Genomic DNA, 21,259 nt, shown 5'->3' on the forward strand with positions numbered 1-21,259 from the left:
TCAAACTCATTTTGCAACGCGATTAGCTTTTGCGTCAGTCGCGAATCTTCTGCCCGAAACATCCGCAAGAGCGCAGGAATGGCATTGGTCCCCATGTGCCGCACAGCCTCCTCAGATGCCTTTGTCGAAGGTGCAACCTCCTGGTCTCCATCGAACCGCACGCTCACCCCCTCTTCCAACCACGACCTCAAACTCCTCCCCTCATACCACGGCTCACTCCATCGCCGCCAATACGTCCCCACCGCTGTCCCCGCAATCACCAGGACCACGAGACTCACGATGAGGGTTCTACGATGTTTCACGACCACATTTAAAAGTATTTGTGTTTGCCTTCAACCACATGCCCGTCGCAATACAACGTATTCCCATCAACCGGACACACCGCCAAAATGTTCGTGGGATTGGTCTCGTCGATATTCGTACCCGAGCGCACCAGATAGCTTACATTGGTAGCGCCTAAGTGCGCCCAACCGTCAGCATACTTGTGCTCTGGATCTTTGGGACACGCCAAAACTCTTGGTGTGGATAATTCGTTCGACATACAAAGCAGGTGCTGCCAGGCATTGCGATCAAACCCATCCTTGCCAACAGCACACAATTCCATCGAGCCACCCTGATTGGTACTCACGTTAAAAGGATTCTTGTCCCCATTATCTCCCGCCCACATTCGGAAACACAAGCCGATCTGCTTCATGTTGTTGACACAGTTTATTTCCTGCGCTTTTTGCATGTCGGTATATCCCTCCTCCGGCTTCGGATTATATACCAACCAAAAAAAACCCGACACCACAGCCAGCCCGCCCACCACCATCGCAGCCAGCGCCAGCATTTTTTGAATTTGAGAATGTTTCATGATAATTCGTTTATTCGAATTCTCTGTCCCTATAAAACTCTTGCATCTTTCACTGCCACATCTTGACGTTACTTATGCTCACCTTCCGTCACGCTTCCATCGCTCCAGAGCGTGTTGCCATCGATGGGACACACCGCAAGAATTGTCTTTGGACTAGCCTCGTTAATGTTCGTGCCGGAACGCAAACGATAGGTCACGTTTTCAGTCTTTAGACTCACCCAATCCCTGGCCGGTTTTCTTGAGGTATCTTGAGGACACACCAGAACCAGTGGATTGTTCAACTCGTTTGAGGCCACTTGAAAATGGAAACCGGCATTCAGATCAAAACCGTCCTTGCCCAATCGGCAAAGCTCCTTCGTTCCACCTTCCTTGGTGCTGATGTTGAAAGGATATTCATCCTGATTATCTCCCGCCCACATTCTAAAACTCAGCCCGATCTGCAGCAGGTTTCTGACGCAGGTAACCGTCTGTGGAACAGGCTTGCCGAGTGCAGAATCACTATTGTTTGTGGGCAACACTCCAAAACCCCCATATCCAACCAGCATTCCATCAGCACCAAATGCAAGTATGAGGGCATTCTTATCCGCGAAAAAACTGATTCCCTGTCTTGGCCTGCCCACTTCCACCATCGCGCCACCGTTGAGCGCTCTGGTCTCCCCGGTCGGTTCTATACTCACCTGCTCTGGTTTGAACTCGATGCCTGTGTCCGCCGTGACCATCCGGATTACTTCATCACTGGTAATTGAAACCTTCACGTTCGGCACAGTTCCCTCCTTGCGGGGTTGGAGCAATGTCTTTGCCGCGGGAGTTTCCATTTCAAGAACTCTCGCCACCCCATTGATCTCGTGAATGGTTAGCTTGATACCATCGATCACAAAGCTGTAAGAATAATTTTCCAACCTCTCAGAAAATTTCTCCGAAGACACGTCCTCCGGCCTGAACGGCACATGCCCTTCGTAAGCCTTGCACCACTTCTCAATGGCCGGTTTGAATTTCTCTTTGAAATGTATGGCCAGTTCTGCCCTCTCCGCCCCCGTCAGGTCAGCCACCTTGATTGGTTGGAGAAGGTTCCTCAGCCTCGTAGGTGTATTTGTTACCAGAAGTTCTTGGGCTGATGCGGAGACGACGGACAGAACTAATCTCCCCTTATTGTCCTGTTTAGAAATGAACGTTGCCAACGTCACCAGCGTGAACGCCAACAAGCCTATGCCTCTGGTTGCCTTCATCACCTTGTCCTTGTCTGATATGGATGCAATCGCGAGACTTATGCCGCAAAATCAAAACCTCTGTCCAGTGAATACGAATAAAACTCAACTTCTTTGAAAATTAGCTATTCCTGAAGTTCCTTCTTTTTGACTTCGGTCCTGCCATCACCTCTCACTCCTGAAAAAATCTTCACTTCTTATCTTTTTATCCCTCCCACATCAGTTATAGTGTCCGACTTGTGCCTCGAAATCCGGGCACAAATTCACCATGGCTAATTACGTTTGCGGAATTGATTTTGGCACCAGTAACTCGGCGGTTGCGGTTTATGACCTCGACCGGCGCGCGCCCTCGCCATTGAACGCAGAAATCTGCCGGCCCATCCCTTCGCTCCTCTACTTTCCCACGGAGGAAAAGAATTCCGTTTTTGTCGGCGATGACGCCGTCGCCGCCTACGTCCGCTCGAATTTTCAAGGCCGCTTCCTGCAAGCGCTGAAGACCTTTCTCACGTTTTCCTCCTTCACCGAGACCCGCATCAACGGTCGCCGCTACGAACTTCCCGATCTCGTTGCCCTCATGATGCGGCAGCTCAAGCAAACTGCCGAAAAAGCTGTCGAAGCCCCCATCGACCGCGTCGTCCTCGGTCGTCCCGTCAAATTTGCCGGCGATTCGCCAAACGAAGAACTTGCCACGGAACGTCTTTACAAAGCCGCCAAGCTCGTCGGCTTCAAACAAATCGAATTCGAGTTCGAACCCGTCGCGGCTGCGCGGTATTACCAGACTCTCGTCACAAAGAACGAGCTCGTGCTCGTCGGCGATTTCGGCGGCGGCACCTCCGACTTCACGCTCATGTCCCTCTCGCCTTCCGGTGAAAGCGGCACCAGTGAATCCACGGTCCTCGGCACTGCGGGTGTTCCTTTCGCGGGTAACAAGTTTGATTCCGAACTCATGCGCGGCAAGCTCCTGCATCATTTCGGACAAGGTTCACAGTGGTGGGCCGATGATAAATGGCTAAACCTCCCCAACCACATTTTCCTCGATATCTGCGAGTGGCATCAAATCCCCTTTTTGCGCGAACGCCGCACCATGGAATTCCTGCGCGACGTCCAGCGGCGCACCACGAATCCCAAGGGCATCGCGAATTTACGCGCCCTTATTTTCGAGAATTACGGCTATTCTGTCTTCCAAAGAATTGAAGAAGCCAAAATCCGGCTCTCCTCCGCAGACCAAACCGCCATTGATTGCGCCCTCAAGGAAGTCTCGTTCCACGAACCAGTTTCCCTTCTCGAGTTCAACGGCCTCATCCAACCGCACATCAGCGCCATCCGGCATTGCGTTCAGGAACTCCTGCAGGCTCACAGCATCTCTGATGCCCGGGTCGATAACATCTTCCTCACCGGCGGCACCTCTGAAGTCACCGCCGTCAAACAACTTTTCATCGAGATGTTTGGCGCCAACAAGGTCCGCACCGGCAAAACCTTCACCAGCGTCGCCGAAGGTCTCGGCCTCACCGCCGGTTCCCTGTTCTCGTAGACAATTCTCACTCGCAATGCCATTGCGCCCTGGCAACGAACCCATGGGCGCTTCGATTGAGGCCTTAAACCCTTTCGCGTTGACAGAGCTGCTTCCGCACCTAGATTTGTTTTGTTTCATAAAATGAAAACCGAAAAGCCTTTCCTGAAATCCTTTATTTCTGCCCTGATTTTTTTTACGGCGGTCATTATTTTCATTCACAGCAAGGAGAAACACGATTTCAACACCACCGGCGGCGTCTGGCTTTTGGTTTTAGGCTGGCACGTTGTGGCAGGAATAATCGTCGGCATGTTGGCTTATAAAAGCAATGCGCCCTGGTCAATCTTCAAAATCTTCAGCCACGTGTTTTACGTTTCCTTTTTATTGAGCATGGCTCTCATTGTCGCCCGCTTGGCGCCGAGCATGTTTTCCTAGCCTTTGGGATCGCTTCAATACATGCCACGTTCCATCTCCGTGGTATCCACCACCGCACTCAGATCCTCAACCGCATTCACCACTGCCTGCCCCACCTGTTGCAAATGGTCGGAAAGCAGTTGTGAACAGTTCGCGGCCACAGATTCATCCTTGATTGTCCGCCAGCCAAAGCGAATTTGCGGATTTGGCCCAAACAACGACGGCTGACCGTGCCGCAATGCATGACGAAACTTTTTGAAAATCATAAACAAATAGGAATCAGTCTGCAGCCTCGACGGGGAGAACCTGGTATTTAAGATTGTACAACCCAAGCCGGTTCAGTTCGCGGCCAATGTCATTCCATAAATGGAAGCGGGTGGCACCCCCAATGTCGGAAGTGTAGTAATAGGAATTTTGCTTCACCACGAGCCAGCCTCTCGAAGTGCTGATGCCCAGGCACGCTTGGTTAAGTTTCTTTAATCCAGTGAGTGATAATATTTCCATAATTTCACCTTCCGTTGCATGGCTTGTCAGGTTCGCAAATTGCAAAAATATTTCGAAGCAGCCCTGCATATTGCAATTCCATCCGCCGCCCTTCTTCCCCATCCCCACCTCCCATTATGTATAAATTTAAAAACATCCCGCAGTCTCTCCAGATACGTTTTTTCAATCCAAGACTTCAAGCAATGCTGTAAACCGCTTAAATCATGCAATTTCGCAGCAAGCCTTTGCCTCTCTTACATGTTTGCTGGTCAAAAATATTCAGCCAGTCAACCCTTTATCCCTCAAAGAACATCCAGTGCTCAATTCCAAACAAAAAATTCTCCAGCAGGTTCGGAGACCGTGTAATTGTAATACAACTACCTAGCACCAGTTGTGCCAACCGTGGGTTACTTCTCTGCGATCCCTCCTGAAAAAACTTTGTCGGATTTTGCCCAGCCTTGGGTTCTGATATGTAAAGTAGAATAACTAAAACATGACTGACGACGCCCAACTCCTGCGACGCTTCACTAGCGAAGGTTCCGAAGATGCCTTCAACAGCCTCGTCACCCGCCATATCGATCTGGTCTATTCCGCTGCCCTGCGCATGGCCAATGGCGATTCCCATCTCGCCCAGGACGTTACCCAAACCGTCTTTACCGATCTTGCCCGCAAGGCATCGAGCCTGTCCCCGAATGTGATACTGCCCGGCTGGCTCTATCGTCATGCCTGCTTCACCGCTTCCAAAAGCATTCGCACCGAACGACGCCGTCAGGCACGCGAACAGACCGCCATGCAACTCAATTCGCTTTCAAATGAACCTGATGTCTCCTGGGATCAGATCGCACCGTTGCTGGAGCCCGCCATGGCTGAACTCGCGGAAACGGATCGCGACGCCCTTGTTCTCCGCTACTTCAACCGTCAGGATCTTCGCACTGTCGGCAACGCACTGAACCTCAGCGAAGACGCCGCGCAAAAGCGTGTCAGCCGCGCCCTCGACAAACTCCGCACCCTCTTACATCAACGTGGAGCCACGCTTACCGTTACTGCCCTTGCTGGCCTCCTCACCGCTGAAGCCGTCTCCGCTGCCCCCGCTGGCATCATAGCCACCATCTCCGGCACTGCGGTTGCTGCAACCGTGGCTACTGGCGGATTCACCTGGGCACTGGTGACCAAACTGTTGCTCATCAGCGCCCTGATCGCGGCCATTGCCGTGCCATTGGCAATCCAACATCAAACCGGGGTTAAGTTGCTCGAGGAAAATCGCTCGTTGCGACGGCAAATGGATGAAGCATCGCGACTCGAAGCGGAGAACAAACGCTTTTCCAACCTGCTCGCCTCCCGCAACGAAGCGCAATCTCTAGCTCGAACGCAACTCAACGAGTTACTCCGCCTGCGCAGTGAAGTGAGCAGGCTGCGCCAGCAAACAACTTTGGTGAAAAATCAACCCTCCAAATCTTCGCCTATTTCCCTGAAGTTTGAGAATCTCGATCTAAGCCATCTGCTTGAACTTTATGCACAAACCGCCCATCGAAGCATATTGCGCCCCACTGCTCTGCCGCAGACTTCCTTTACCCTGAATACCTCCGCCACCAACGATGCTGAAGCAGCTCTCCTCCTGGAAAAAGCGTTGGCCGAAAAAGGATTCACCACCGTCCTGGACGGAGATAAATTCGCCATGATTGTTCCTGCTTATCAGGCTTCAATTGCTGTGCCACATTCAGCTGAAATCAAAACGTCACCACCTCGCTGGCCCGGCTTGGAGGAGCGCGGCCAAGTGCCCACTGGCGAGGTCAACTTCCCTGCGGCTTTTGTAGAGACCGTTACGAAAATTTATGCCGAATTGATTCATCGTAAGTTGATTTCCCATGATCGACTCCCACCGGGCCTCCTAATTACTTTCCGCAACCAAACACCTTTGACCAAGTCAGAGCTGATTTACGCCTTGGACACCTTGCTCGCGTGGCAAAACATCAAAGTCATTCCCGTGGGCGACGATTCAGTCCAGGCAGTCGTCAGTACGGCGCAATAAACACTTCTCTGTTGCTCTTTATTTTGTGCCTTTTTGTGACTCGCCGCCGCTTCCCTATTTCTGCAAATGCCCCCGCAAATACTCCATCTGCGGACGGTCCTTCCCATCCTTCGGCTCCAGCGAAAACATATAATTCCCCCAACGCGACCCCGCCGCCCACCAGGTAAAGCCCAGCCAGACATCCCGATCCCGTTCCATGGCTTGTAACATGTCTTCAATCGCCAGCCGCCCGGTTTCTCCCTCCGCCACCGCAAACTCTCCCAAAAACGCCCGCTGCTTGTTCTGCCGACACCACTCCACAAATTCCTTCAACCGCTCACTCCCAATCGTCGGTCTCACCACCTCCCGGTGCGTCCCCGAACTGTCCTTGTCCAAATATTGATGCACCTCGAATACATAATTGCTGTTCGGGTCGTGAATCTTTTGCATCACGCTCCCATTCGATGTCCCGTACCATTTCCCCTTCACCCAACCGTGCGCGCTGGAATAGCCATTGCCGGGCACCAAAATCAAATTCTCCGCACCCGTCTTGCGAACGGCCGCGATCGCTTCGTTCGCCGCCTGCAGCCATTGTTCCGTCGGCATATCATGCGGCTCGTTCACCAACCCAAACCACACGTTCGTATCGCCTCGAAATTCGTTGGCGAGTCGTCCCCAAAAATCCGCGAATGCGTCATACGGCACCTCGTTGCTCCCCACCACCTTGCCGTAATACCGGGCATAATTGTGCGGATCTAAAATCACCGTGAGCCCGCGCGCCGTCGCCAGCTTTACCGTGCTTTTTAATCTATCCAGTTCAGCCTGCCGGAACGGCTCCTTTGCTTTCGCCTGCAAAGTCTCCCACAAGAATTGCACCCGAAAAACATTCATCCCTTTGCCTGCGAAATATTCATACTCTGCCCTGGTGGGATAACTAAAGTTCCTCCCATACATCGGCTCAGGCGTCTTGACGGGATCATAAAACTCTCCACCGGCCAGGTTCACTCCCGTATAGGGCAGCGGCTTCATCACATTGGTCTGTGCCGCGACACCTGGCTTTGCTGCCACCAAAGCGAAACCCAACAAAATAATCAGTTGATGCGCCTTCATGTATTTTTAGCTGGAGCTTGCATTATGAAATGCTTCCACAACCTTGTCACCTCTCTTCAACATGCGTAAGTTGCTACAGTCGCCAAAACGATCGACCGCATGAACTCCACTACGATTACCAATGCCACGAACGGCAGCATCGTTCATATCACGCGCATTTCCTCAGGCCAGGTCCGCCACTTTTCTGCCAACCCTGCCCTGTGGATCGCTCTCGGGATCGTTGCTGTCCTCGTGATCTCCCTGGGCCTCTACCTGATTTTCCGAAAGGAAAAAATAAAATCTTAAGCGCTTGCCACCACCAAACGCATGCTCATGCTCATCAAAAAAACGGAAAAGAATAAAAACTAATACCCACCGCAAGACCTTTACGATCAACAATTAATTGCGCCGTCTTAAACCCGTCCCGCCCCTCGAGGGCACTAGATCACCGCCCATGAAAAACCATCCGAATTACCTTTGCTTATTTTTTCTTTGTGGGGCTCAGGCTATTTGACATCCACCCAGCCGACCTCTTACTGTCTGCATTGTAACGGTTAGGCCGCCCTTAAGGCGGTTCACTCTTGGCTTTGGACAATTTTTTTAGTGGCGCCTTTATGTTGGAGTTGAAGATGCCAAAATCGGGAGAGGTTTGTAATGAATGGGAATACAATTTTAGTGGCGGAGGATGAAGAGGGCGATTTTGAATTGCTACAGAGCCTCCTTGACGAATGTCATATCACCAATCCGGTGCAACTCGTGCAGGATGGCGAAAAGCTGCTCAGCTACCTTAAAGGCAAAGGCCCTTATGGTGACCGCGCCAAATATCCCCTGCCCATCCTGCTGCTGCTCGACTTGAAAATGCCTCGCCTGGATGGACTGGAGATCCTCGCCTGGATTCAAGCCGAGTTCAAACCCGAGTTTCCAATCGTGGTTTTGACCGGTTCCAAGGACGTGCAACAGATGAACCGCGCCTTCGATCTCGGAGCTCGCTCCTTTCTCAGCAAACCCCTGCAACAGGCGGAATTCAAAACCGCAATTTGTTCGCTTAAAGGCATCCAACTCAAGGGCGAAGACGAGGCGGAAGATTGGGAACACTTTACCCCTCCCATCGGAACTTGACGCCGACATCGTTTTGAATTTGTCAAACGCCCCGGTCTTGCGCCATTTTCTCTGTCATGGGCAATGGCAGAAAAAATCTTTTCGCAATCTCTCTGCTATTGGCTTTTGGCACTCTGGCTGTTTACCTGCCATCGCTCGGTAATCATTTCACCACCTACGACGATCCCCAATACGTCACGGCAAATGATCACGTAAACAGCGGACTGACACTCTCGAACCTGCTTTGGGCCTTTACCACCGGACATGCCGGCAATTGGCATCCGCTGACCTGGATTTCGCACATGCTTGATGTGCAGTTGTACGGGCTACAGCCTGTCGGCCATCATCTAACTAATGTGCTGCTGCACACCGCCAACACACTCCTGCTGTTCTGGACGCTCTTTGGCATGACCCGGCGTCCGTGGCTCAGTATGATGGTCGCCGCCCTGTTTGCCTGGCATCCGCTGCATGTGGAATCGGTGGCCTGGATTTCTGAGCGCAAGGATGTTCTCAGCACTTTCTTTTTTCTGCTGACCCTTTTGAGCTATTCCCGCTACGTTCGCCAGCGTTCCAAGGCCTTTTATTTAATCAGCCTTTTCTGTTTCGCGTGCGGCCTGCTTTCCAAACCGATGCTCGTGACTCTGCCTTGCGTGCTCCTATTGCTTGATTTCTGGCCGCTCGAACGCGCCCAACTTAAAGACCTCATGGCCTGGAGAAAACTTGCCTTCGAGAAAATCCCTTTCTTCACCCTGGCCATCGTCGTCAGCGTCATCACTGTCATGGTTCAGTATCAGGGCGGCACAATTTCCTCGATGGTCAAGCTTCCGCTTGGCGCACGCATGGCAAATGCATTTGTCTCGTACTTCCGTTATGTTTTGAAATTCCTTTGGCCAACTGACCTCTCGGTCCTTTACGTGCACCCAGGACACTGGCCTTCCGCCTTCGTTGCCAGTGCGGTTTCATTCGTGATCGGCATCACCATTTTAGCTCTGGGGTGTGCCTCACGGCGTCCTTACTTCCTGGTGGGCTGGTTTTGGTTCCTTGGCACTCTTGCTCCTGTAATTGGATTGGTTCAGGTCGGCGTGCAATCCATGGCCGATCGCTACACTTACATTCCCTCCATCGGTCTGTCAGTTCTCCTGACGTGGGGCCTAACTGAACTGGCTCAGCACAAAACCCAACTCCTCACACTCGCGAGTGCAGGTGCTCTCAGCGTCTGCCTCGCGCTCACCTGGCAGCAGGAGCATTATTGGAAAGATGGCCAAGCCTTGTTTCAACACGCGTTGGAAATTGCGAACCATGAGTTTCCTAATGTTTCGCTCCAGTCCTCCAATGTCCCGCTGACCTCGGGATTTGCCGATATCCATTTCAACCTCGCTCTTGCATTGGAAAAAAATGGCTACCTCGATGATGCTCTCCGTCACTATGACGAAACTTCAAACTTAAAACCGAATTATCTCAATGCGCATTACGATCAAGGTGTCATCTTTGCCAATCAGGGAAAATCAGCCGAATCGATCGATCAATTTCGCGCGGAACTGAAACTCAATCCGAACAATTCCCGTGCACTCAATAATCTCGGCACCGCACTCATGCAAACAGGCGAAGCCAATGAGGCGTTCGCCGCTTTTCTACATGCATTGGCACTCGACCCCGCCAATCCCACGATTCACTACAATACAGCAAACGCCTATGCCAAATTGCATCGCTGGCCTGAAGCTCAGCAGGAATACGAAGCTGCCCTGCGGGAAAACCCTGATTTGCCTCTCGTTAGTTATGCCCTAGCCGGCGCTTTGCTGGCCCAAGGAAAAACCAGGGACGCCTTGGTTATTTATCGGAAACTTCTGCAAAGCAATCCCGAGCAACCGCAGCTTTTAGATCGCATCGCCTGGATACTTGTCACCAATCCTGATCCGAACATCCGCAACGGCACCGAAGCTGTTCGCCTCGCCCAACATGCCTGCGAACTCACTCACAATTCCAAACCAGCGCTCCTCGCCACACTGGCCGCCGCTTACGCCGAGGCGGGCCGGTTTGATGAAGCGGTCGTGACTCAAAAGAACGTTTTGAATCTGATCTCGAGCATCCCGAATGAAACTGGATTCAAAGAGGCCTCTCAACGGCTTGAATTATATGAATCGCACAAACCTTTCCGCGATGGTTCGGCTCTCAACTAAGGCTTGTATGGCACCAGCAAATAGGTGTCGGGTGAATTAGCTGAATGACGCAGTTCATCTACGTGAACGCCTTCCATATAGAAACCTCTCTGCAATGCCCCGGCTTTTCAGCAACTCTGCTTGAAGTGGAACTTTCGGATTAACGCCTAGTCTGCAAGAACCTGTCGGAGAAATCCTTTTCTCCAAATACTTCAAAGCTTTCCTCTCGGTGGCGTGACTGCTCCAGCCAACCACTGGAGTCACGCGATAGGTTGTGCCCTCGGATTCGTATTCGCAAACAATCCTCCAATCCCAAACCCACCCGCCATGTTCACCCGCGGAAAGGACCTGCCTTAATTCCCGGTCCACACAGCGGCCATAAACAATCTTCCAGCCGCGTCGTTTCTTCCGTGCGAACAACCATAATCCCATGAACATAACCACCAAACCGGCGACGATCATGGCCGACGCGGCATTATAAAAACCAGCCAGGCTTCGCATGCGGAAAAACAAAATCAAAAAGAGCATCGAAAAACCAATGATGAACCCAATCGCACCGCATGCTGGTAGAAAGGATACAACACCCCGCACCTTAGTATCCTCATGTGGTATCTTTTTGATTCTCCAACCTGAGTCACTCCGCCTTTCCTTGCTTTGTGTGTTCATAAGGCTTGAGGCTGTCTCACTTTTGTGGCTCAACCCAGGGGCGAAGTCTGAACTTTACCACCGACGGCGGGGACTGCCGGGTGACGGTCACTTTGGTAGAGCCCACAAAAGCAAGTCGCAGTGATCTTGAGAGCCCCTCGAACCCCCAAAATTCTGGTTCATCATCTGCGACGGGCTTGCGAGGCGGGGGTTCGCCCAAGTTGAAAACCTCCGCCACCAGCGTATACGTGCCCGGCTCCAGGAGTGCAGTCTGGAAATGTCCATCCTCGCCTAATTCCACAGCGTCGAAGCAGGGTTCCAATTTTGATTTAAAGTCGAGGGGACTGCCGATGGCCGTGGCTGAACCCAAGTAGAGGTATGCCCCAGCCAGGTTTGTGGTTGGTTCCAAGCCGGTCACCTGCCCCTGAACACGCTGTCCCAGCGAGCGCACAACGTGAACCTGTTGAGTGCGGCCTGACTTGAGGTCGAGTCGCTGGAGGTCGCTTCTTACGAACTCGGCAGGGTCGCCAGACATAAACATGAAGCCGGAATTTGTCGGACCTCCTATCCTTATTCGAGAAAAATCGTATGTGCCGGCAGTGAGATTGCTCAACACGATTTGTCCGCCGTTGGAAACCTTTGCCGTCGTCTTCAGGGTGATATAGTTCCATAGTGGCAACTTCAATTTATTGGTGCGAAGTGTCAGCTCAAAATATGCCTCCGCCACGTCTCCGGGAATGTCATAGCGGATGAGCAAGGTTGCCGGTTTCGGCAGTGTGATTTTCAAAGCCTGCCCCGGCCCTGAAGCTTCGACCGGCTGGATCATCTGGCCATCCTCCGAAACAACTATGACACGTGTTTTGTTTTCGCCAACTCCCCTGAGCAAAAAGCGCCCCACATCGTCGGTGTTTGTAGTGGTGCCTTTGAATGCGCCACACCCAAATTTGCCATCCATCAGAAACACAACTTGCGAGGTGGCATCAAGCACCCGCGCGCCCGCCACCGGCCGCCCGGCGTCATCCAGCACCACCCCGTGAATCTTCTCCTCAGCCGGGCTGGTCGAAACCGCCAGCAGGCCGATCGCAACGGCGAACAGGATTTCTTTAATGTTTCTCATTTGTCATTTCAATCTCTCCTCGGATTGAAAGGTGCCGCGCCTGATGAGAATACTATTGATATTTGAGCCGGTCCCTTTCATGAACGTCACGTTGAGGGTTTTGATCGTGTTATAAGGGCCAAGTGTGAAGTAACGGATGCCAGGTGCCCCGGAGATGCCGCTTCTAAAAGGATTGAAACCAAGGAAATTAGTAACAGACGCATCGTCGTGCATTCCCAGCAACTCACTATCGGTGGGAAGTGAAGGGCGGTACGCAGGCCCAGAGCGCCGCCCTGTGGCAGCATCCCAAATATAGCGATCTTCCCGCATGACTGGGAATATAGGACCCGGACACACCGTTAACTTATCGAAATGGAACCACCGATTTGTTTGCCCGGCCACCTCGTCCTTCCTCGCATGCCAACCAGTGCGGGCAGTGACCTTCTCGACGCCGGCCCAGGCTGATGGCAAGGGGTAGTCGCCCGGCTTGTTGGTGGTTACCAGTGAAGCGAGCACGTGCTCACGAACATTCCAATCCGCTGCCGGAAGAATGATTGAAGGAGGCGCGTTGGACTGCGCTTTCGATAGCGACATGGAAAGCAACGTGACCACCATTACCAGAATTAAAATGGAGCCAGCTGCAACAGCAATAATGGTTGGCTCAGGTGACTTGTGAGGCTGCGGTGTCATTTGTCATTTGGTTTCGAGCGATACTTCTCAGCAACCAACCAAAGCATAGGGCCAACAAAGAAGGCCATACCAATGAAAAACAATCCAATCCCACACACGAATCCGTTCTCCTGATCAATGCCGTCAAGAACCAGCACCACGCCGCCAAGAATGCAAAATACGAAGGATACGAACGGCGCGGTTCGTGCGAGAGATTTCATAAGAGCATCAGCCTGCTTCGTTTGGACAGCCCAGATGACCAATCCAAGGATGATCAACGCCACCACCGGAACGACCATATCAATTTCCTGGTTTGTTTTGAATTGCCTGTCGCTTGAGTTTCACATTTTCGATGAGTCAAGGGAGTATAAAATATGACCACCCACCCCTGAAAAGCAGACTGCAATAAATGCGAGCACAATGCCGGGCATGTACAAAGTCGAAAACGACTTGATCACGCCTTGAGCGGGATTGTTTAAATCATACAAAACCTTCACCTGATCTCCAATCCTGTTAAGATGGGTGTTGGAGCCGATGTTTGAAGTAATAACCACCGGGTTTCCACCTTTGGCGGTGAATTGCACCTGAGATCGGTAGTGCCTCTGGCCGTCCCTGATGGATTCAACATAGCCAACCACAATGCCAGGGGCGCTTTTCCATCCATTTCGTTTGCGAAAAGCGCCACGGAACAAACAAAAACTGAAGAACAGGCATACCAAACCGATAAGTGAAAAGACGACGCCTACCATGAACATAATTTTAAATTCCAAGTTAAACTTCAGTTAGGGATTCTGCAGATTTGCCGATATCTGATTCTATTTTGCATTGCTGGACAGATGAACCGATGACGATAGGCAGGCAGTTTCCCAAGTTCTGCCGCCGCACCATCCGCACATTCTCCGTTATACTGATTCTCCTGATAGCACCCGCCGATTGGGAAATCCGACAAGAAATTGTTGCCAGGACGGTTATCAGTTACGGGCAGTTGGAAACAGTTTTGGATGGAGGCGAGGGGAACAAAGTTTTGATTTTCGAACGCTGCCTGCGTTTGCCGCATCTGCTTGCTATCATTTCCTTTTAGTTTAAAAATTCATACGCATGAAGCTGTCGTTCAGAAGAACTGTACTCACCTTTTTAGCCGCCACTTGCCCGCTCGCGCAGGCTCAGATCGGCGACAAATCGGATAAGCGAGGAGAAGTCCAGAAGTCGCTTGTCCCTCGCGAGTTAATTCCGCCATCGCCCGCGCTCTCCGTGGTGGATGCGCTAAAGAGTTTCAAGCTGCAGCCCGGCTTTCACATCGAATGTGTCGCTAGCGAGCCGCTGGTCGAGGATCCGGTGGTGGCGCAGTTCGATCCGGATGGCCGGCTTTGGGTGGTTGAAATGCGGGGTTTCATGCCCGACCTGGATGGCAACGGCGAAGATGCTCCTGTGGGGCGGGTGGTTGTGCTTACTGACACTGATGGCGATGGCAAAATGGACAAGAGCACCGTGTTTGCGGATGGGCTCGTTCTGCCTCGCGCCCTGGCTTTTGTCGGCGGTGGGGTGCTGGTGGGAGCGCCGCCACATCTTTACTTCCTGCGGGACACAAATGGAGATGGCAAGGCTGATGAAAAGATTGAGATCGCCTCGGACTTCGGGGTGGCTGTCGATCCGAAGCGTCCTGAACTTGCCAATCCTGAACGGGAGCCGAACAGTCTGTTGTGGGGCATTGACAACTGGATTTATGGCGCGGCTTACATGACACGCTTCAAATATGATCAAGGCGAATGGAAACATGGTGTCACCATATTTCGTGGCCAATGGGGTCTCAGCCAGGATGAAAACGGTCGCCTCTTTTATAATTCCAACAGTGACCAACTGCGTTACGATGCCATTCCTTCCACCTATATCGGGCGCAACCCAAATTTCCTCCAGGCCCATGGCAACAACGTCAACGCGGCTGAAAATCAGTTCGTGTGGCCTGCACGCGTCAACCCCGGAATCAATCGCGGTTACCGTCCTGATATGCTGCGTGACGGTCGTTTGAAGGAGTATACCGCCGCCTGTTCACCCTACGTCTTTTACAGCGATCTTTTTCCCCAGGAATTTTACGGCAATGTCTTTGTCGCTGAACCGGCCGGGAACCTGGTTCGTCGCAACATTCTCTCCGAAACCAATGGTGCCGTCCTCGGCAAAAATCCCTACGACAAGGCAGAGTTTCTGGCCTCCACTGATGAACGTTTTCGCCCGGTCCACTTCACCACCGGGCCCGACGGAGCACTCTATATTGTGGATCTTTACCGTGGCGTGCTGCAGCATCGCATTTCCCTGACCACCTATCTCCGCAATCAGTCTGCGGAACGCAATTTGGACAAGCCGATTCATCTTGGCCGCATCTACCGCGTTGTCCCTGATGGCCGGGACGCAATGAACAAGGCCCACTTTTCCGTCGAGTCTCCGCTGCAATGGATCGATCACCTGTCACATTCCAACGATTGGTGGCGTTTCACCGCGCAACGATTGCTGGTTGAAAAACATGATCCCGTCACCATTCCCGCCCTCAAGAGTCTGGCTCTGAATGGTGCTCAGCCGCTGGGAAGATTGCATGCGCTCTGGACGCTTGATGGCCTCAAAGCCCTGGATCAATCCACGGCTCAAAAAGCTTTGACGGACAAAGACGCGCGTGTCCGTGCGGCAGCCATGCGCCTGTGCGAAAACTTTTTCGACTCGGAAGAGAAGGCTGAAGTTCTCAACAAACTATTTGCTTTGAAGACAGATGCGGCGCCTGAAGTTCAATTGCAACTCGCACTCACCCTGGGCGAGGCTCACGATCCGCAGGCAGATTTCGTTCTGGCCAATCTCGCTACGACCGCCCAAACAAATGCGTTCCTGCCCGACGCCATTTTGAGCAGTGTACATGGCCGCGAATTGGAGCTGCTACGGAAGCTGGTTTCCACACTTGATTGGAAAAAGCCTCAGGGCATGCAAGCGCGGGTTCTCAGTGGCCTGGCGGCTTGCGTGGTTATTCAGCGCCAGCCCGAGCGCGTGCAGCAACTGCTCGCCTTGATCGCCGACTGCGGAATTGCCGCCCAGCAACAATCGCTGTTGGATGGCATCGCCTCCACAGCTGGTGTCACGACTAAAAAACCTGTGAAGCTCGCCAAAGCACCCCAGGCGCTTACTGTGTTGGCGGGAGATACCAATGACAAAATCTCTACTCGTGGAAAGAAGATATCCGCCCTGTTCACCTGGGCTGGCAAGCCGGGCGCAAAACCCGAGCCCGTCATTCCACCGCTCACCACCGAGCAGCAGAAGCGCTTTGAAGCCGGCAAACCATTGTTCCTGGGAAGCTGTGCCGCCTGCCATCAATCGCACGGCATGGGCATGGAAGGCCTGGCACCGCCCTTGGTGGATTCCGAATGGGTGCTCGGTTCAGAACAACGTCTAGTGCGTATCGCGCTGAATGGTCTCCATGGCCCCATCAAGGTAAATGGCAAAGGTTATCAGCTCGATATGCCCAGCATGGGCCTCTTCGATGATGAGCAACTCGCGGCCATTCTTACTTACATTCGTCGCGAGTGGGATAATGGTGGTTCGCCAGTGGATTCGGCCACTGTGAAGGCTATTCGTGCCGCAAATGCCAAACGTCAGGAGGCGTGGAGCTCTGACGAACTGTTGAAGATTCAATGATCCAACAGGGCGGATTGAGTCGAGTTTATTGCGGTGATTTGAAGCTTCCCAATGGCAGCTCCTTGTGCTAAATTAAAAACATCACAAAGGTAGTGAGCCACCAAGGCTTTGAGCACCAGAAAGCAACGAGCGCATGTGGACGGAATATTTTATCTTGTTTGGCGTTATGCTCCTGTTCTATGCCCTGATGAAGGTGTCTTGCGGCTGGGTTCCCAAACCGCTCTACCCTCCTGAAAAACCCTCGAAGACTCCCGGCCACGGCTTTGATCCTTCGCCGGTCACCGGCCGTATCGAGCAACTCCGACATGATTATTCACCTGAGCTGCACCACCGCCCGGACGGGTTTAAGCGTGAACTGCGGCTGACCGCCTGCCGTGAAGCTTTGCGCGCGCAACCCTTTTTCAACAAAGAGACCGCGGATGAGCTCACAGCGGAGCCGCAATCCTAAAACCGCCTACGCTGTCCGCTTCGCATCCAACGTATTCCGGACCACGCGCAACATGAACTTGGGATCAAATGGTTTTTGGACCAGCATTAACCTTTCGGGCAGGGTGATGTTCTTCGTGAGCACTTCGGCACTGTAACCACTCATGAATACGACCTTCAAATCAGGATTCCTGCCTTGCAGCTGTTTCGAGAGTTCCACACCATCGATTCCTTCCGGCATGACCACGTCGGTCAACAGCAATTGCACACCGGCAAGCACCTGCTCGGATAGTTGCAAAGCCTGCGCACCCGTGGCTGAGGCAATGATGTTATATCCATAACGCCGCAGCAAAATTCCAACCAACTGCCTGGTTGTCGGATCATCTTCCACCAGCAGGATGGTTTCTGTCCCATTCAGGCTTCCGGTTTCCCCCTCTGGTTTTTTCACCTCCGGCGCCGCTTCGGTCACCGGGAAATAAATGCGAAACGCAGTCCCTTTGGACAGGACGCTCTCGACCTCTATCCAGCCCTGATGATGCCGCACAATCTCCAACACACTTGCGAGGCCCAGGCCTGTGCCTTTGCCCATTTCCTTGGTCGTAAAAAATGGCTCGAAAATTTTCGTCAGGTTTTCCGGGGCGATGCCGCAGCCGGTATCGGCGACCCTCAGGCAGACAAAATCTCCAGTGCGGGCCTGCGGATGCAGAGCCACATGCGCGGTATCAATCCTGGCCAACCGGCTCTCGATCACCACCTCCCCGCCAGCCTCCATGGCATCGCGTGCGTTGACGGCAAGGTTCAGGATAATCTGCTCCAGCATGCCGGCATCCGCTTTGATGCTCGGAAGTCCTGTGTCATAGCTAAAATAGACATGCACGGCCTCACCGAGGAGGCGCTTCAGCATGTTTCCAAACCCTTCAAGCACCTGGTTAAAATCCACCACGCGCGGCTCCATAATTTGACGGCGGCTGAAGGTGAGCAATTGGCGCGTCAAGGCGGCCGCATGATTGGCCCCATCCTTGATGGAAATGAGGCTTTCCTTTTCTTCCGCGGCGTCCGTTAGTTTTTCTGAGTCCAGCAGTAACGCCAGATTGCACTGAATGGAGGTGAGGAGATTGTTAAATTCATGGGCTATGCAACTGGAAAGCTGCCCGATGGCTTCCATTTTCTGCGACTGACGCAACTGAACTTCCATCTGCTTGCGTTCAACGGCATATTGTAGCGTCCGCGTGAGCAAAAGCAGGTTGAGATGCTGCTTGGGCAGGAAATCCTGGGCTCCACTTTTAATGGCGGCCACACCAACGTCCTCGTCATCGATGCCGGTAAGAATCACAACGGGCAAATTGGGGTTGAGTTGGAAAACCTTTTGAAAACTTTGCAAACCGATGCTGTCCGGCAAGGTCAGATCCAGCAATGCGGCATCATAAAGCTGCTCGGTTAACGCCTCCATGGCGGCGCCCAGGCTTTCCACATGCCGCACCTCGAACCGTGGCGAATCCGAATCCAAAAGATACTCGCGTATCAGCCGGCCGAAATCCGGCTGGTCTTCCACCAGCAAAATGCGGTTCACCTTCGCAACGTCCCTTGCTGCGGGAACTGCCGCTTTTTTCGCTGTGCGAACTTGAGACACAGCCGAATTATTTTGAGGCAAAGCCCTTTTAGCGGAACCGGATATTCCGTCGTCGTGCGCATGAGTTGTCATGTTATTCTTTTTGCTGAGCAATCTTCGTGCCCGCCATGAGCCTCCGGCCTTTGTTTCAAGTGTTTGCCCGCCAAATTGTCCTCAGCTGACGCTGTTTTCCAATGCGAAGCGGAACGCAGCTTTCCGGTTATGGACTCTGACTTTGAGCAGTATAATTGGTCTAGTTTCGCCAAGTGGCCGTGTTCGAAAGCCATGAGCCCACCCTGGTAATCCTGACCAAAGATGCGAAGGTCACCATTGCGACATTGAACCGGGTGTTTATGATGAACCGAAGGTGATCAAGAAGATCAAAAGGTGTTATGCAGGAAATTGGGTTCTCGGCCTTGCAAAAAGCGGAGCCTTAAACAGCGTGGCCAATCTTTCCCCCTGCACACTGGTCACAGTCACCGGTTGCTTATGAGCCTGGAAAGTCTTTGCAAGTCTGTCCTCGACGCTCTCCACGCGCACCTTCAACCGCTATGAGCGAAAAAGAAACAGGCCTGACTTTCGTCAGGCCTGATGAGAACAAATTCTTTATTTCTTATCTTCGATGCGGCGCCGCAGACATACGCCTTAATTACACACACGAAACAACTGCACTTTGCATCGTCAACGCTATTGATACTATCCTTTTTCTCTGTCCTCACCAGTCACCAGTACTGGTGACACGTGTCCCCAGCCCGCTTTTTTGCTAAAAACGTCACTTTTCTGTGGATTCTGTCTCGAAGCTGAGCAGGACTCAGGGGAAAAAGAAAAAACTGCAGAGTTCGTTTTGGGGATACGAATCATCTCTGCAGTTAGAAGTATCAGAACTACTACGACGCGGGAAAGAGATGCGTCCTAGCAGATTCTTGAAGTAATTTTCAGTTGTTGGTACGACACATGAGAGGCTTGATGCAAGTTGTGTGCCAAGTCATAAAAGGCGCTTTTTGCTAGGAAATTCACATGTTTTCGGCGAAAGGCGCTGTTCAAGATTGGCCAGCTTGAGTGCTTCCAAACAATGGCAAGTATTCCATTGTTCAGCTTGAGTTGTATCATGTTGAAGCTTCCTTTAGGACGCTCAGCCCCGCCTTCCACATCGAAATACTTAGCCTGCCACCCGCCAATTGGTCGTCCAGCTTTGCTTCAGCATTACTAAAATGAATGATGGCACGCTTTTGGCTCACTCCTCTGTTGCCAAACCAGCCATTGGTTCGTATATACTTTTTTGTGAGGTTTGGCATTGGTTTACAAGAGTCTGAATGAAATGACAACTGCACGCCTTATTGAAGTGCGTCGGGCGGCCGACCGGGACTATTTAAGTCCAGGTGAGAGCGGTCTTTGGCCAGATGACGATCAGTGCCGCGGCCTTATTTTCCGTATAACCGGGAACGTTGAGCCGATTATTCTTTAATTTGTAACTCCGTGATTACCGCCGAAAAACTCAAAGTCTTTGAAAAGTACCTAGGCAGTGTGGATGCCTGGGCGCGCCTGGGCTCGCCGGAGGAAAAGGAGCTCTTAAAGGATGCCGACTGGTACAACATCTCCAATGCCATCCAACACCTGACCATTTTGAAAAAAGGTCTTGCTTCTCCCCAGGATAACGAAGTCATCAATCAGGTTTTAGCCCAGCAATCCGGCGATTCTCATACCCAGCGAAAGGCTGCTCGCATTGTCCTGATCGATCGGTCCCTCACCTGTGCAAATTAGGTTGCCAGCGCCCACCTACTGCGGCAACACCGAGGAAAGATGTTTCGGCAAAAGGCTCACCAACCCCACCTTGTCCACGAACGAATTCGCCCCTGCAGCCAAAACCTCTTGTTCGGAAATCTGAAGGCTCGAAACCATGATGATCGGAAGCACCTTGGACTGTTTCCGGAGTTGCCGCGTCACTTCCAAGCCATCCAGCCTGGGCATGCGATAATCCACTACGAACAGGTTGGCTGTCTGGCTGTAAAGTTTTAGCGCAGTTTCACCATCAGCAGCTTCCGAGACGGTAGCATTCGGGTAATGGCGAACGATGAGATAGCGCAGGAGAAAGCGCGCGTCTCTGTCATCATCTACGACCACAATCTGGTGTTTTAGTCCACTCACTGGCCGGACAGAATTACACGCATCAAACCAGGAATCTAGACATTTTTATTTCTTTTGCCCCTGCCATCTTCGCGGAAGGTTCGGCAGTTCGCCGCCAGAAGGCTGGCACCTCCACTTTCCATACCCAAACAATCCTCGTCACCGGCGTGGCGGTAGAAAACCCCATATGAATACGGCGTGATTT

General features: G+C 52.3%; 23 protein-coding genes and 1 pseudogene. 10 read left to right on the forward strand and 14 right to left on the reverse strand.

The annotated features are described in order from the left end of the window. The 3 genes and pseudogenes from CFLAV_RS14015 to CFLAV_RS14025 all read right to left on the reverse strand — a co-directional run. A pseudogene (locus CFLAV_RS14015) lies at positions 1-302 on the reverse strand (hypothetical protein); the annotation flags it as partial. 8 nt (positions 303-310) lie between these two features. Next, positions 311-853 carry a hypothetical protein gene (locus tag CFLAV_RS35965; RefSeq protein ID WP_192812800.1) on the reverse strand — a complete coding sequence of 181 codons (543 nt, stop codon included), beginning with the start codon at positions 851-853 and terminating at the stop codon, positions 311-313. Positions 854-921: 68 nt separating this feature from the next. Continuing rightward, positions 922-2,079, reverse strand: a complete 1,158-nt coding sequence (locus CFLAV_RS14025; protein WP_007415405.1) for a hypothetical protein — start codon at positions 2,077-2,079, stop codon at positions 922-924. A 247-nt stretch (positions 2,080-2,326) separates the two neighbouring features. On the opposite strand from CFLAV_RS14025, the gene CFLAV_RS14030 reads away from it, so the two are divergent. Together CFLAV_RS14030 and CFLAV_RS14035 are read left to right on the forward strand one after the other, a co-directional pair. Beyond that, a complete protein-coding gene (locus CFLAV_RS14030) occupies positions 2,327-3,589 on the forward strand; it encodes an Hsp70 family protein (RefSeq protein ID WP_007415406.1) in 1,263 nt (420 codons plus the stop codon). A gap of 123 nt (positions 3,590-3,712) precedes the next feature. Next, a complete protein-coding gene (locus tag CFLAV_RS14035) occupies positions 3,713-4,003 on the forward strand; it encodes a hypothetical protein (protein WP_007415407.1) in 291 nt (96 codons plus the stop codon). Positions 4,004-4,017: 14 nt separating this feature from the next. Here CFLAV_RS14035 and CFLAV_RS14040 read toward each other — a convergent pair whose 3' ends face one another. Together CFLAV_RS14040 and CFLAV_RS14045 are read right to left on the reverse strand one after the other, a co-directional pair. Next, entirely contained in the window at positions 4,018-4,248 is a 231-nt protein-coding gene (locus tag CFLAV_RS14040) for a hypothetical protein (RefSeq protein WP_007415408.1), read from the reverse strand. 13 nt (positions 4,249-4,261) lie between these two features. Beyond that, the gene (locus CFLAV_RS14045) at positions 4,262-4,486 is read right to left on the reverse strand and encodes a hypothetical protein (protein ID WP_150107416.1); all 225 of its coding nucleotides are present in this window, start codon (positions 4,484-4,486) and stop codon (positions 4,262-4,264) included. A gap of 472 nt (positions 4,487-4,958) precedes the next feature. On the opposite strand from CFLAV_RS14045, the gene CFLAV_RS14055 reads away from it, so the two are divergent. Then, the gene (locus CFLAV_RS14055; protein WP_007415410.1) at positions 4,959-6,494 is read left to right on the forward strand and encodes an RNA polymerase sigma factor; all 1,536 of its coding nucleotides are present in this window, start codon (positions 4,959-4,961) and stop codon (positions 6,492-6,494) included. Between the two features lie 54 nt (positions 6,495-6,548). Here CFLAV_RS14055 and CFLAV_RS14060 read toward each other — a convergent pair whose 3' ends face one another. Beyond that, positions 6,549-7,583, reverse strand: coding sequence for a glycoside hydrolase family 5 protein (locus CFLAV_RS14060; protein WP_007415411.1), 1,035 nt, complete (start codon positions 7,581-7,583; stop codon positions 6,549-6,551). 99 nt (positions 7,584-7,682) lie between these two features. Here CFLAV_RS14060 and CFLAV_RS14065 point away from each other — a divergent pair, with 99 nt between their 5' ends. The 3 genes from CFLAV_RS14065 to CFLAV_RS32310 all read left to right on the forward strand — a co-directional run bounded on the left by CFLAV_RS14065 (position 7,683) and on the right by CFLAV_RS32310 (position 10,837). After that, the gene (locus CFLAV_RS14065) at positions 7,683-7,868 is read left to right on the forward strand and encodes a hypothetical protein (protein ID WP_007415412.1); all 186 of its coding nucleotides are present in this window, start codon (positions 7,683-7,685) and stop codon (positions 7,866-7,868) included. A 348-nt stretch (positions 7,869-8,216) separates the two neighbouring features. Further along, a complete protein-coding gene (locus CFLAV_RS14070; protein WP_007415413.1) occupies positions 8,217-8,681 on the forward strand; it encodes a response regulator in 465 nt (154 codons plus the stop codon). Positions 8,682-8,737: 56 nt separating this feature from the next. After that, on the forward strand, positions 8,738-10,837 hold the full coding sequence (locus CFLAV_RS32310; RefSeq protein ID WP_007415414.1) for a tetratricopeptide repeat protein: 2,100 nt from the start codon (positions 8,738-8,740) through the stop codon (positions 10,835-10,837). Positions 10,838-10,891: 54 nt separating this feature from the next. Here the strand turns inward: CFLAV_RS32310 and CFLAV_RS14080 are convergent, their stop codons facing one another. From CFLAV_RS14080 to CFLAV_RS14100, 5 genes are all read right to left on the reverse strand, one after another. Next, a complete protein-coding gene (locus tag CFLAV_RS14080) occupies positions 10,892-11,344 on the reverse strand; it encodes a hypothetical protein (protein WP_237712400.1) in 453 nt (150 codons plus the stop codon). A gap of 154 nt (positions 11,345-11,498) precedes the next feature. After that, the gene (locus CFLAV_RS14085) at positions 11,499-12,578 is read right to left on the reverse strand and encodes a carboxypeptidase-like regulatory domain-containing protein (RefSeq protein WP_007415416.1); all 1,080 of its coding nucleotides are present in this window, start codon (positions 12,576-12,578) and stop codon (positions 11,499-11,501) included. A gap of 3 nt (positions 12,579-12,581) precedes the next feature. Beyond that, a complete protein-coding gene (locus CFLAV_RS14090) occupies positions 12,582-13,247 on the reverse strand; it encodes a hypothetical protein (protein ID WP_007415417.1) in 666 nt (221 codons plus the stop codon). Further along, complete coding sequence (locus tag CFLAV_RS14095; RefSeq protein WP_007415418.1) at positions 13,244-13,525, reverse strand: hypothetical protein; 282 nt, start codon at positions 13,523-13,525, stop codon at positions 13,244-13,246. The genes CFLAV_RS14090 and CFLAV_RS14095 overlap by 4 nt, the downstream gene beginning before the upstream one ends. Before the next feature lie 42 nt (positions 13,526-13,567). Further along, on the reverse strand, positions 13,568-13,981 hold the full coding sequence (locus CFLAV_RS14100) for a DUF3592 domain-containing protein (protein WP_007415419.1): 414 nt from the start codon (positions 13,979-13,981) through the stop codon (positions 13,568-13,570). Positions 13,982-14,070: 89 nt separating this feature from the next. Here CFLAV_RS14100 and CFLAV_RS14105 point away from each other — a divergent pair, with 89 nt between their 5' ends. The 3 genes from CFLAV_RS14105 (at position 14,071) to CFLAV_RS14115 (ending at position 17,343) form a co-directional block, all read left to right on the forward strand. Further along, on the forward strand, positions 14,071-14,307 hold the full coding sequence (locus CFLAV_RS14105) for a hypothetical protein (RefSeq protein WP_007415420.1): 237 nt from the start codon (positions 14,071-14,073) through the stop codon (positions 14,305-14,307). 17 nt (positions 14,308-14,324) lie between these two features. Then, positions 14,325-16,895 (forward strand): DUF7133 domain-containing protein, encoded by a 2,571-nt coding sequence (locus CFLAV_RS14110; RefSeq protein WP_007415421.1) that lies wholly within the window; start codon positions 14,325-14,327, stop codon positions 16,893-16,895. A gap of 166 nt (positions 16,896-17,061) precedes the next feature. After that, positions 17,062-17,343: a hypothetical protein gene (locus tag CFLAV_RS14115; protein WP_237712401.1), complete on the forward strand. Its 282-nt coding sequence runs from the start codon at positions 17,062-17,064 to the stop codon at positions 17,341-17,343. 6 nt (positions 17,344-17,349) lie between these two features. Here the strand turns inward: CFLAV_RS14115 and CFLAV_RS14120 are convergent, their stop codons facing one another. After that, positions 17,350-19,023 (reverse strand): hybrid sensor histidine kinase/response regulator, encoded by a 1,674-nt coding sequence (locus tag CFLAV_RS14120; RefSeq protein WP_007415423.1) that lies wholly within the window; start codon positions 19,021-19,023, stop codon positions 17,350-17,352. Positions 19,024-20,036: 1,013 nt separating this feature from the next. Then, a complete protein-coding gene (locus tag CFLAV_RS14130) occupies positions 20,037-20,225 on the reverse strand; it encodes a hypothetical protein (protein WP_007415425.1) in 189 nt (62 codons plus the stop codon). A 181-nt stretch (positions 20,226-20,406) separates the two neighbouring features. Here CFLAV_RS14130 and CFLAV_RS14135 point away from each other — a divergent pair, with 181 nt between their 5' ends. Next, positions 20,407-20,691 carry a hypothetical protein gene (locus CFLAV_RS14135; RefSeq protein WP_007415426.1) on the forward strand — a complete coding sequence of 95 codons (285 nt, stop codon included), beginning with the start codon at positions 20,407-20,409 and terminating at the stop codon, positions 20,689-20,691. A 15-nt stretch (positions 20,692-20,706) separates the two neighbouring features. Here CFLAV_RS14135 and CFLAV_RS14140 read toward each other — a convergent pair whose 3' ends face one another. Next, on the reverse strand, positions 20,707-21,075 hold the full coding sequence (locus CFLAV_RS14140; RefSeq protein WP_007415427.1) for a response regulator: 369 nt from the start codon (positions 21,073-21,075) through the stop codon (positions 20,707-20,709). Between the last annotated feature and the right edge of the window lie 184 nt (positions 21,076-21,259).

Origin of the sequence: Pedosphaera parvula Ellin514 (assembly GCF_000172555.1) — a bacterium.
Classification (GTDB): Bacteria; Verrucomicrobiota; Verrucomicrobiia; order Limisphaerales; family Pedosphaeraceae; genus Pedosphaera.